At 66.1% G+C, this 12,808-nt stretch carries 7 protein-coding genes; all 7 read right to left on the minus strand.

Translation table 11 applies throughout. The annotated features are described in order from the left end of the window. Positions 1 to 112: 112 nt before the first annotated feature. Positions 113 to 2,233 carry an elongation factor G gene (gene fusA, locus AC5677_RS17140; RefSeq protein ID WP_497195895.1) on the minus strand — a complete coding sequence of 707 codons (2,121 nt, stop codon included), beginning with the start codon at positions 2,231 to 2,233 and terminating at the stop codon, positions 113 to 115. 39 nt (positions 2,234 to 2,272) lie between these two features. Then, a complete protein-coding gene (gene rpsG / locus AC5677_RS17145) occupies positions 2,273 to 2,743 on the minus strand; it encodes a 30S ribosomal protein S7 (RefSeq protein ID WP_004571813.1) in 471 nt (156 codons plus the stop codon). A 2-nt stretch (positions 2,744 to 2,745) separates the two neighbouring features. Then, on the minus strand, positions 2,746 to 3,117 hold the full coding sequence (gene rpsL / locus AC5677_RS17150; RefSeq protein WP_030062899.1) for a 30S ribosomal protein S12: 372 nt from the start codon (positions 3,115 to 3,117) through the stop codon (positions 2,746 to 2,748). A 378-nt stretch (positions 3,118 to 3,495) separates the two neighbouring features. Next, positions 3,496 to 3,978 (minus strand): DUF1707 and DUF4190 domain-containing protein, encoded by a 483-nt coding sequence (locus AC5677_RS17155; RefSeq protein WP_497196656.1) that lies wholly within the window; start codon positions 3,976 to 3,978, stop codon positions 3,496 to 3,498. A gap of 262 nt (positions 3,979 to 4,240) precedes the next feature. Then, positions 4,241 to 8,140, minus strand: coding sequence for a DNA-directed RNA polymerase subunit beta' (locus AC5677_RS17160; protein WP_497195896.1), 3,900 nt, complete (start codon positions 8,138 to 8,140; stop codon positions 4,241 to 4,243). A gap of 99 nt (positions 8,141 to 8,239) precedes the next feature. Beyond that, a complete protein-coding gene (rpoB, locus tag AC5677_RS17165; protein ID WP_497195897.1) occupies positions 8,240 to 11,725 on the minus strand; it encodes a DNA-directed RNA polymerase subunit beta in 3,486 nt (1,161 codons plus the stop codon). 628 nt (positions 11,726 to 12,353) lie between these two features. Next, positions 12,354 to 12,737: a 50S ribosomal protein L7/L12 gene (rplL, locus tag AC5677_RS17170; RefSeq protein WP_497195898.1), complete on the minus strand. Its 384-nt coding sequence runs from the start codon at positions 12,735 to 12,737 to the stop codon at positions 12,354 to 12,356. Positions 12,738 to 12,808: the final 71 nt, after the last annotated feature.

A 12,808-nucleotide genomic window follows, 5' to 3' on the forward strand; every position in this document is an offset into this window, starting at 1 on the left:
CAGGTGATCTTTGCTGGGATGCCGGCTGCCGGGGCATTCCTCACGGATTGCGGGGATTACCCCGGCAGACGGTGTCAAGCCTAAAGCGTGTTCCGACTCTCGGGAGACGGAACTATTCGCCCTTGGCCTTCGCGATGATCTCCTCGGCGACGTTCCGGGGAACCTCGGCGTAGGAGTCGAACTGCATCGAGTAGCTTGCGCGACCCGAGGTCTTGCTGCGGAGGTCTCCGACGTAGCCGAACATCTCCGACAGGGGGACCAGGCCCGTGACGAGCTTGGCGCCGCTGCGGTCCTCCATGGACTGGATCTGACCACGGCGAGAGTTGATGTCGCCGATCACATCGCCCATGTAGTCCTCGGGCGTGGTGACCTCGACCTTCATCATCGGCTCGAGCAGGGCCGGGGAGGCCTTGCGGGCGGCCTCCTTGAAGGCCATCGAACCGGCGATCTTGAAGGCCATTTCCGAGGAGTCGACCTCGTGGAAGGCACCGTCGAGCAGGGTGACCTTGACGCCGGTCAGCGGGTAGCCGGCGAGAACGCCGAACTCCATGGCCTCCTGGCAGCCCGCGTCCACGGACGGGATGTACTCCCGCGGGATACGGCCACCGGTGACCTTGTTCTCGAACTCGTACCCGTCGCCCTCGAGGGGCGCGAGGGCGATCTGCACCTTCGCGAACTGGCCGGAACCACCAGTCTGCTTCTTGTGCGTGTAGTCGAGACGCTCGACCGCCTTGCGCAGGGTCTCGCGGTAGGCGACCTGCGGCTTGCCGACGTTGGCCTCGACGCGGAACTCACGGCGCATACGGTCGACCAGCACGTCGAGGTGCAGCTCGCCCATACCCGCGATGATCGTCTGACCGGTCTCCTCGTCGGTGTGAACCTGGAACGAGGGGTCCTCTTCGGCGAGGCGCTGGATCGCGACCGCCAGCTTCTCCTGGTCGCCCTTCGACTTGGGCTCGATGGCGACCTGGATGACCGGGGCCGGGAACTCCATCGACTCCAGGATCACGGGCTTGCCCGCGTCGCAGAGGGTCTCACCGGTGGTGGTCTGCTTCAGACCCATGACGGCGACGATGTCACCGGCACCCACCGACTCGATCTCCTCACGCTTGTTCGCGTGCATCCGGTAGATCTTGCCGATGCGCTCCTTCTTGCCCTTCACCGAGTTCTGCACCTGCGAGCCGGCCTCAAGGCGACCCGAGTACACGCGGATGAAGGTGAGCTTGCCCAGGTGGGGGTCGCTCGCAATCTTGAACGCCAGAGCCGACAGGGGCTCGTCGTCGGAGGGCTTGCGGGTGACGACCTCGTCCGGGTTGTTGACGGCGTGGCCCTCGATGGCCTCGACGTCAAGCGGGGAGGGGAGGTAGCGCACGACCGCGTCGAGCAGGGGCTGGACGCCCTTGTTCTTGAACGCGGTACCGCAGAACACCGGAGTGACGGTGGTGACGTCGGCCTTGCCGGAGGCGAGGGTGATCCGACGGATGGCCGCGTAGAGCTGCTCCTCGGTGGGCTCCTGGCCCTCGAGGTAGAGCTCCATCATGGCCTCGTCGTTCTCCGCGACGGCCTCGAGCAGCTTGCCGCGCCACTCGTCGGCGGCCTCGAGGTGAGTGTCGGGGATGTCGACGACGTCGTACATCTCACCCTTGGCGGCCTCGGCGGACCAGACCAGGGCCTTCATCTTCACGAGGTCGACGACGCCCTTGAAGTCCATCTCGGTGCCGATCGGCAGCTGCATGACCAGCGGCACCGCGCCGAGGCGGTCCGTGATCATGTCGACGCAGCGGTGGAACTCCGCGCCGGTCCGGTCGAGCTTGTTGACGAAGCAGATGCGGGGAACGCCGTAGCGGTCCGCCTGACGCCAGACGGTTTCCGACTGGGGCTCGACACCGGCGACGCCGTCGAACACCGTCACGGCACCGTCGAGCACGCGCAGGGAGCGCTCCACCTCGACGGTGAAGTCGACGTGACCCGGGGTGTCGATGATGTTGATGGTGTGATCGACGTCTTCCAGCGGCCAGTGGCAGGTCGTCGCGGCAGACGTGATCGTGATGCCGCGCTCCTGCTCCTGCTCCATCCAGTCCATCGTGGCAGCGCCGTCGTGGACTTCACCGATCTTGTAAGAGACACCGGTGTAGAACAGGATCCGCTCGGTGGTGGTCGTCTTGCCCGCGTCGATGTGGGCCATGATCCCGATGTTGCGGACCTTGGCCAGGTCAAGCGAAGTGGTGGCCATATCGGCTCAATCTTCTCTCGGTCTCGATGTGGGTTGCGACTACCAGCGGTAGTGCGCGAAGGCCTTGTTGGACTCGGCCATCTTGTGCGTGTCCTCACGCTTCTTGACCGAAGCGCCGAGGCCGTTGGAGGCGTCGAGCAGTTCGTTCATGAGGCGCTCGGTCATGGTCTTCTCACGGCGGGCGCGGGAGTAGCCCACGAGCCAGCGGAGGGAGAGGGTGGCGGCGCGGCCGGGCTTGACCTCGACCGGCACCTGGTAGGTCGCGCCACCGACACGGCGGGACTTGACCTCAAGGGTCGGCTTGATGTTCTCGAGCGCGCGCTTGAGCGTGATGACCGGGTCGTTACCGGTCTTCTCGCGCAGACCCTCCATGGCGCCGTAAACGATGCGCTCGGCGGTGGAGCGCTTTCCGTTCAGCAGCACCTTGTTGATGAGGGAGGTCACCAGAGGAGAGCCGTAGACCGGGTCGATGATGACCGGGCGCTTCGGGGCGGGGCCCTTACGAGGCATTCTTACTTCTCCTTCTTGGCGCCGTAGCGGCTGCGAGCCTGCTTGCGGTTCTTGACGCCCTGCGTGTCGAGGGAGCCGCGGATGATCTTGTAGCGAACACCCGGCAGGTCCTTCACACGACCACCACGCACGAGCACGATCGAGTGCTCCTGCAGGTTGTGCCCCTCACCCGGGACGTAGGCAGTAACCTCGATCCCACTGCTCAGCTTGACTCGCGCAACCTTGCGGAGGGCCGAGTTCGGCTTCTTCGGGGTGGTCGTGAAGACACGCGTGCACGTACCACGACGCTGAGGCGACCCCGCCAGTGCGGGTGTCTTGTTCTTCTCGACCTTGTCCTGGCGGCCCTTTCGGACCAGCTGCTGGATCGTAGGCACCGTTTCTCCGGTTTCTTGTCTCGGTACAACTAACCTGGAACGTCACCGACCCACGCGGTCGGGTGTGTCGAATGCTGTAGACCGGCCCCTCGCGAACGAAGGTGGCGACAGATTGCGGTGTCGAGACCCGGCTTCCGCGCTCCTGTGCACTCCCCGGCCGAGGCTGGAAGAGATTGCGGGCACGGCAGCCCAGGGACACCCCAGGCACAAGGTCAGAGCGTACCTACCGCATGGGCTACGGTCAAAACAAATGCACACGCGAAGGACACGCCGGACTCCTCACGGCGTTGCGGCCACCGTAGTGGCATCGATGGCGAGGGGGAAGAAGGCGTCACGCCCTCCGCGGACGCCCCCGCCGGCCGCTCCGCCGTACGGCACTCAGTGCCCGGCGATGCCCAGCAGCACCATCAGCAGCAGGAACAGCGTCCAGCCGCCGATCCCCAGCCAGCCCAGCACAAGGCCCGCAATGGCCTGACCGTCGCCCCGCTCGCCCGTCCGGCGAATCTCCGCCCGCGCCTTATGGCCGAGAATGACCGCCGGAATCGCCGTCGCGCCCCAGGTCATCGGCGTCAGGATCCCGCAGACCAACGCCCCCGTCGCCGCGCCGTTGGTGTGCACCGGGACCGGCATCGGCATGGGCATCGGCATGAACGTCGCCGGCACGGGCCGCGGCGCGAAGTGTGCCTGCGGCACCGGACCCTGCGGCAGGTCCGCGACCAGCATCTGCAGCTCGTGGTGGGTCTGCGCCTGATAGGCGCGGGAAATCCGCTGTTCGTACTCGGTCTGCTGAAGCCGCCCCTCGGCGAAACCGGCCTTCAGTACATCGACCGCACGCTCACGATCCGCATGCGAGGCACGCATCGCCGGCATCTGATGCGCCGGCTGGACCGGCTGCCCACCCTGCCACGGTTGGAATGCCACTCGCGAACCTCCCCCCGCTCGACAGTTCTCCCCATCCTCTCATCACAGACGCAGCAATGGGAGAACAAGTTCCCTCACCCGGCCGAACGTCACGGCCGAACGCCGCCGTTGCATGTCCCGCCCGAACGCCGCAGGGCGGCCACCCCATTGGGGTGACCGCCCTGTGGCTGTCGCAGCAACCCGGCTCGCCGGTTGCCCGGACTTACTGGTTGTACGGACCGTAGTCGTAGTCCTCCAGCGGGACCGCCTGGCCGGAGCCGGTGCCGAAGGGCGAGTAGTCGATGTCGTCGTAACCGACGGCCGAGTACATCGCGGCCTTGGCCTCCTCGGTGGGCTCGACCCGGATGTTGCGGTAGCGGGACAGGCCCGTACCGGCCGGGATGAGCTTACCGATGATGACGTTCTCCTTGAGGCCGATCAGGGAGTCCGACTTGGCGTTGATCGCCGCGTCGGTCAGAACCCGGGTCGTCTCCTGGAAGGACGCCGCCGACAGCCAGGACTCGGTGGCCAGCGAAGCCTTGGTGATACCCATCAGCTGCGGACGGCCGGAGGCCGGGTGGCCACCCTCCGCCACGACCCGACGGTTCTCACCCTCGAACTTCGTGCGCTCCACGAGCTCGCCCGGCAGCAGCTCCGCGTCGCCGGACTCGATGATCGTCACACGGCGCAGCATCTGCCGGATGATGATCTCGATGTGCTTGTCGTGGATCGCCACGCCCTGGCTGTTGTAGACCTTCTGAACCTCGCCGACCAGGTGGACCTGGACGGCACGCTGGCCGAGGATCCGCAGCACGTCGTGCGGGTTGACGGCACCCACGGTCAGCGGCTGGCCGACCGTGACGTGGTCGCCCTCGCCGACCAGGAGACGGGCACGCTTCGAGACGCCGTAGGCGGTCTCGTCGCTGCCGTCGTCCGGGGTGACGACGACCTTCTTGGTCTTCTCGGTCTCCTCGATCCGGACGCGGCCGGCCGCCTCCGAGATCGGGGCGACACCCTTGGGCGTACGGGCCTCGAAGAGCTCGACGACACGCGGCAGACCCAGGGTGATGTCGTCACCGGCCACACCACCGGTGTGGAAGGTACGCATCGTCAGCTGGGTGCCGGGCTCACCGATGGACTGGGCGGCGATGATGCCGACCGCCTCACCGATGTCGACCAGCTTGCCGGTGGCCAGCGAGCGGCCGTAGCAGAAGGCACAGGTGCCGACCGCCGACTCACAGGTCAGGACCGAACGGGTCTTGACCTCCTCGACGCCGTTGGCGACCAGCGCGTCGATGAGCACGTCACCGAGGTCGACGTTGGCCGGGGCGACGACCTTGCCGTCCACCACGACGTCCTCAGCGAGCATCCGCGCGTACACGCTGGACTCGACGTCGTCCGCCTTGCGCAGGACACCGGAAGCGTCCTTCGAGGCGATCCGCAGCTTGAGGCCGCGCTCGGTGCCGCAGTCCTCCTCGCGGATGATGACGTCCTGGGAGACGTCCACCAGACGACGGGTGAGGTAACCGGAGTCGGCGGTACGAAGGGCGGTGTCCGCCAGACCCTTACGGGCACCGTGCGTGGAGATGAAGTACTCCAGCACGGACAGACCCTCGCGGAAGGACGCCTTGATCGGACGCGGGATGGTCTCGTTCTTCGCGTTCGACACCAGACCACGCATACCGGCGATCTGCCGCATCTGCATCATGTTTCCTCGGGCACCCGAGTCAACCATCATGAAGATGGGGTTCGTCTTGGGGAAGTTCTCGTTCATCGCCTCGGCGACCTCGTTGGTCGCCTTGGTCCAGATGTTGATCAGTTCCTGAGTGCGCTCGTCCTTGGTGATCAGACCGCGCTCGTACTGCTTCTGGACCTTCTCGTCCTGGGCCTCGTAGCCCGCGACGATGCCCTTCTTGGCCTCCGGCACGACGATGTCCGAGACGGCGACGGTGACGCCGGAACGGGTCGCCCAGTGGAAACCGGCCGCCTTCAGGTTGTCGAGCGTCGCCGCCACGATGACCTTGGGGTAGCGCTCGGCCAGGTCGTTGACGATCGCGGAGAGCTGCTTCTTGCCCACCGAGTAGTCGACGAACGGGTAGTCCTCGGGCAGCAGCTCGTTGAAGAGCGCGCGGCCCAGGGTCGTACGCAGCCGGAAGCTGTCACCCTGCTGCCACTCGGGCTCGCCCTCCTCCGGAGCCGGCGGGGTCCAGCCGCGGGGCGGGACCGTGCCGATCGGGAAGCGGATGTCGACCTTCGCCTGGAGCGAGAGCTCCTTGGCGTCGAACGCCATGATCGCCTCGGCGGTCGAGCCGAACGCCCGGCCCTCGCCGATGACCTTGCGCTCCTCTTCATCCGTGGTGAGGAAGAAGAGGCCGAGCACCATGTCCTGGGTCGGCATGGTGACCGGACGGCCGTCGGCCGGCTTGAGGATGTTGTTCGAGGACAGCATCAGGATGCGGGCCTCGGCCTGCGCCTCCGCGGACAGCGGGAGGTGGACGGCCATCTGGTCACCGTCGAAGTCCGCGTTGAACGCGGTGCAGACGAGCGGGTGAATCTGAATGGCCTTGCCCTCGACCAGCTGCGGCTCGAAGGCCTGGATGCCGAGGCGGTGCAGGGTGGGCGCACGGTTCAGCAGCACCGGGTGCTCGGCGATGACCTCTTCGAGGACGTCGTACACGACGGTGCGGCCGCGCTCGACCATGCGCTTGGCCGACTTGATGTTCTGCGCGTGGTTCAGGTCCACCAGGCGCTTCATCACGAACGGCTTGAAGAGCTCCAGCGCCATGGCCTTGGGCAGACCACACTGGTGCAGCTTCAGCTGCGGGCCGACGACGATGACGGAACGCGCCGAGTAGTCGACTCGCTTACCGAGCAGGTTCTGACGGAAGCGACCCTGCTTACCCTTCAGCATGTCGCTGAGGGACTTCAGGGGACGGTTACCGGGGCCGGTGACCGGGCGACCACGACGACCGTTGTCGAAGAGGGCGTCCACGGCCTCCTGGAGCATGCGCTTCTCGTTGTTCACGATGATCTCGGGCGCGCCGAGGTCGAGAAGCCGCTTCAGGCGGTTGTTGCGGTTGATCACACGGCGGTACAGGTCGTTCAGGTCGGAGGTCGCGAAGCGGCCACCGTCCAGCTGCACCATCGGACGCAGGTCCGGCGGGATCACCGGGATGCAGTCCAGCACCATGCCCTTGGGGCTGTTGCGGGTCTGCAGGAAGGCGGAGACGACCTTGAGGCGCTTGAGCGCACGGGTCTTCTTCTGGCCCTTGCCGGTCCGGATGATCTCGCGGAGGCGCTCGGCCTCCTCGTCGAGGTCGAAGGTCTCCAGGCGCTTCTGCAGGGCAGCGGCACCCATGGAGCCGTCGAAGTACGTGCCGAAGCGGTCACGCAGCTCGCGGTAGAGGAGCTCGTCGCCCTCCAGGTCCTGGACCTTGAGGTTCTTGAAGCGGTTCCAGACCTCGTCGAGACGGTCGATCTCGCGCTGCGCACGGTCGCGCAGCTGCTTCATCTCGCGCTCGGCACCCTCGCGCACCTTGCGGCGGACGTCCGCCTTGGCGCCCTCGGCCTCCAGCTCGGCCAGGTCGGTCTCGAGCTTCTTGGCGCGGGTCTCCAGGTCGGAGTCACGGCGCTGCTCGATCTGCTGGCGCTCGACGGAGACGTGCGCCTCCAGCGAGGGCAGGTCGCGCGTGCGGCGCTCCTCGTCCACGTACGTGATCATGTACGCGGCGAAGTAGATGACCTTCTCGAGGTCCTTGGGTGCGAGGTCCAGCAGGTAGCCCAGCCGGCTCGGCACACCCTTGAAGTACCAGATGTGGGTAACGGGAGCGGCCAGCTCGATGTGGCCCATCCGCTCACGACGCACCTTGGCGCGAGTGACCTCGACGCCGCAGCGCTCGCAGATGATGCCCTTGAAGCGGACGCGCTTGTACTTACCGCAGTAGCACTCCCAGTCCCGGGTCGGACCGAAGATCTTCTCGCAGAAGAGTCCGTCCTTTTCGGGCTTGAGGGTGCGGTAGTTGATGGTCTCGGGCTTCTTGACCTCGCCGTGGCTCCACTGACGGATGTCGTCAGCGGTGGCCAGACCGATCCGGAGCTCATCGAAGAAGTTGACGTCGAGCACTATGCGTCAATCCCTCTCAGGGTTGTAAGTCTTGGGGTCTGAAACGGGGGTCCTGGGGCCGGCCGGGAAACCATCACTGGCTCCCCGGCCGAACTCCCGTCAGACCTCTTCGACGCTGCTCGGCTCGCGCCGGGACAGGTCGATGCCGAGCTCCTCCGCAGCGCGGAAGACGTCCTCGTCGGTGTCGCGCATCTCGATGGACATGCCGTCCGAGGACAGCACCTCCACGTTGAGGCACAGGGACTGCATTTCCTTGATGAGCACCTTGAAGGACTCGGGAATGCCGGGCTCGGGGATGTTCTCGCCCTTGACGATGGCCTCGTAGACCTTCACGCGGCCGGTCACGTCGTCGGACTTGATGGTCAGCAGCTCCTGGAGGGCGTACGCGGCGCCGTAAGCCTCCAGCGCCCACACCTCCATCTCACCGAACCGCTGGCCACCGAACTGAGCCTTACCACCCAGCGGCTGCTGGGTGATCATCGAGTACGGACCGGTCGAACGCGCGTGCAGCTTGTCGTCGACCAGGTGGTGCAGCTTGAGGATGTACATGTACCCGACCGAGATCGGGTCCGGGAACGGCTCACCGGAGCGGCCGTCGAACAGCCGCGCCTTGCCGGAGCCCTTGACCATGCGCTCGCCGTCGCGGTTCGGGATCGTCGACTCGAAGAGACCGGAGATCTCGTCCTCGCGGGCGCCGTCGAACACCGGGGTGGCGACGTTGGAGCCGGGGGCGACCTCGTCGGCGGCGATGGCGTGGAGGCGCTTCTTCCACTCCTCGTCCACACCCTCGACCTTCCAGCCCTGGCTGGCGAGCCAGCCGAGGTGGATCTCCAGGACCTGTCCCGGGTTCATTCGGGACGGGACACCCAGGGGGTTGAGGATGATGTCGACCGGGGTGCCGTCCTCAAGGAACGGCATGTCCTCGACCGGCAGGATCTTGGAGATGACACCCTTGTTGCCGTGCCGGCCGGCGAGCTTGTCACCGTCGGTGATCTTGCGCTTCTGGGCAACGTAGACGCGGACCAGCTGGTTCACGCCCGGGGGCAGCTCGTCGCCCTCTTCGCGGTCGAAGACGCGGACGCCGATGACCTTGCCGATCTCACCGTGCGGCACCTTCAGCGAGGTGTCGCGCACCTCGCGCGCCTTCTCACCGAAGATCGCGCGGAGCAGGCGCTCCTCGGGGGTCAGCTCGGTCTCACCCTTGGGCGTGACCTTGCCGACGAGGATGTCGCCGGCGACGACCTCGGCACCGATCCGGATGATGCCGCGCTCGTCGAGGTCGGAGAGGACCTCCTCGGAGACGTTCGGGATGTCCCGGGTGATCTCCTCGGGGCCCAGCTTGGTGTCACGGGCGTCGACCTCATGCTCCTCGATGTGGATCGAGGAGAGGACGTCGTCCTGCACGAGGCGCTGCGACAGGATGATCGCGTCCTCGTAGTTGTGGCCCTCCCACGGCATGAACGCGACGAGCAGGTTCTTGCCGAGCGCCATCTCGCCTTCGTCCGTGGACGGACCGTCGGCGAGGACCTGGCCCTCGATGACCCGCGCGCCCTCGTCCACGACGACCTTCTGGTTGAAGGAGGTGCCCTGGTTGGAGCGGGTGAACTTGGCGACGCGGTACGTGGTGTACGTGCCGTCGTCGTTGGCGACGGTGATGTAGTCCGCGGAGACCTCCTGGACCACACCGTCCTTCTCCGCCTTGATGACGTCACCGGCGTCGACCGCGCAGCGGTACTCCATGCCGGTGCCGACCAGCGGCGACTCCGCCTTGATCAGCGGAACGGCCTGGCGCATCATGTTCGATCCCATGAGCGCGCGGTTGGCGTCGTCGTGCTCGAGGAACGGGATCATGGCGGTCGCGGCCGACACCATCTGGCGCGGCGAGACGTCCATGAAGTCCACCTCGTCGGCGGGGACGAGGTCGACCTCGCCGCCACGGCGGCGGACCAGCACACGCGCCTCGGCGAAGCGCATGTCGTCGGTCAGCTTGGCGTTGGCCTGCGCGATCAGGAAGCGGTCCTCCTCATCGGCGGTGAGGTAGTCCACCTCCTCGGTGACCTGGCCGTCGACGACCTTGCGGTACGGGGTCTCGATGAAGCCGAAGACGTTGACCCGGCCGTAGGAGGCCAGCGAGCCGATCAGACCGATGTTGGGACCTTCAGGGGTCTCGATCGGGCACATGCGGCCGTAGTGCGAGGGGTGCACGTCACGGACGTCCAGGCCGGCCCGCTCACGGGAGAGACCACCCGGACCCAGCGCCGACAGACGACGCTTGTGGGTCAGACCCGACAGCGGGTTGGTCTGGTCCATGAACTGCGACAGCTGGCTGGTGCCGAAGAACTCCTTGATGGAGGCGACGACCGGCCGGATGTTGATCAGGGTCTGCGGCGTGATCGCCTCGACGTCCTGGGTGGTCATGCGCTCACGCACGACGCGCTCCATACGCGCCAGACCCGTACGGACCTGGTTCTGGATGAGCTCGCCGACGTTACGCAGACGACGGTTGCCGAAGTGGTCGATGTCGTCGGTCTCGACGACGATCGAACGGCCGGACTCGCCCATCGTCTCGGTCTCGCCCGCGTGCAGCTTGACCAGGTACTTGATGGTGGCGATGACGTCGTCGGTGGTCAGCACCCCGGCGTCGAGCGGCTCGTCGCCGCCGAGCTTCTTGTTGACCTTGTAGCGGCCGACCTTGGCGAGGTCGTAGCGCTTGGGGTTGAAGTAGAGGTTCTCGAGCAGCGTCTGCGCGGCCTCGCGGGTCGGCGGCTCGCCCGGACGCAGCTTGCGGTAGATGTCGAGCAGCGCGTCGTCCTGGCCCTGGGTGTGGTCCTTCTCCAGGGTGGCGCGCATGGACTCGTACTCGCCGAACTCCTCGAGGATCTGCTCGGTGGTCCACCCGAGCGCCTTGAGCAGGACGGTCACGGACTGCTTGCGCTTGCGGTCGATGCGCACACCGACCATGTCGCGCTTGTCGATCTCCATCTCCAGCCAGGCACCCCGGGACGGGATGATCTTGGCGGAGAAGATGTCCTTGTCGGACGTCTTGTCGATGGAGCTGTCGAAGTAGACACCCGGCGAGCGGACCAGCTGCGAGACGACGACACGCTCGGTGCCGTTGATGCAGAAGGTGCCCTTGTTCGTCATGAGCGGGAAGTCGCCCATGAAGACCGTCTGAGACTTGATCTCGCCGGTCTCGTTGTTGGTGAACTCGGCGGTGACGAACAGCGGAGCCGCGTACGTGAAGTCGCGCTCCTTGCACTCGTCGATGGAGTTCTTCGGGGGCTCGAAGCGGTGGTCGCGGAACGTCAGCGACATCGACCCGGAGAAGTCTTCGATCGGCGAGATCTCTTCAAAGATCTCTTCGAGACCGGACTTGGTGGGAACTTCCTGCCCACTCTCCAGCGCAGCCTCGACGCGACCCTTCCATGCGGCATTGCCGAGCAGCCAGTCGAAGCTTTCGGTCTGCAGCGCAAGGAGGTTCGGAACCCCGAGGGGCTCCTTGATCTTCGCAAAAGAGATGCGCAGCGGGGCAGTGCTGTCGCCGTTGTTCGTATTGGCAGTCGAGGCGTTGCGCGAGGCGGCCAAGAGGGGGTCCTTCCGAGGGCTCGGACTCACTACGCGCGTACCGGTCCCGAACGAACAGAGTGAGAGAAAGCCCAGGTCAGGGCGTATCATTCAGCAATGCTCGGGCTCGGGTATGCCCCTGGTGACGGGCAGGGAGCAGCTAACAGGCAGCGCAAAGGGTCAGTGTAGCCACTTGGCACACTGATGTCCAGAGCGAGTTTCCGGAGACCGGTTCATCGCTGTGATACCGATCTTCTCCCTCCGGGAGGGCGCGTCCTCCTCGCCGGAGGGGCCCCTCGTTGTTCTTCACTTCGCCCAATGCCCTGCGCCTGCCGAAAGCCCTTGCGCCAGTGGCGCACACCGATGCTTCCCTCTTCCTCGGCGATCCATGCCTCGAACCCTGGATCGCTTCTGCGTCGCGTCCCGAGAATTGCGCGCCGCGTGCGGTTCGTCAAGGCCCCGCACCCCAGGGAGATCGTCACATGCGGGCAGGTCCGGACAACGAAGATCACCATACTCGCACTCCGGCGCGAGGCAATGCAGCCGTGGCGAGCACGCCGAAGGGCGACCACCCGCATGGGTGATCGCCCTTGGCATGGTGTCCGTTACACCTCAGGTGCTCAGGACGTGAGTCAGAGACTCACTGGGGTCACTTGACCTCGACGGAGGCACCGGCGCCCTTGAGGGCCTCGGCGGCCTTCTCCGCGGCGTCCTTGGCGACCTTCTCGAGGACCGGCTTCGGGGTGCCGTCGACGAGGTCCTTGGCCTCCTTCAGACCCAGGGAGGTCAGCTCACGCACGACCTTGATGACCTGGATCTTCTTGTCGCCGGCGCCGGTGAGGATGACGTCGAACTCGTCCTGCTCCTCAGCAGCCTCGGCGGCCGGGGCACCCGGGCCGGCAACGGCGACGGCGGCCGGGGCGGCAGCCTCGACGTCGAACTTGTCCTCGAACGCCTTCACGAACTCGGAGAGCTCGATGAGGGTCATCTCCTCGAACTGCGCGAGCAGGTCTTCCTGGCTGAGCTTCGCCATGGTGGCGGTCCTTCCACTAATTCGGCTGGTGCCGGATGTACATGAATGGCGGGCGTACGGGCCCGCTGGGC

The sequence above is a fragment of the Streptomyces sp. JLSY215 genome, from assembly GCF_059682825.1.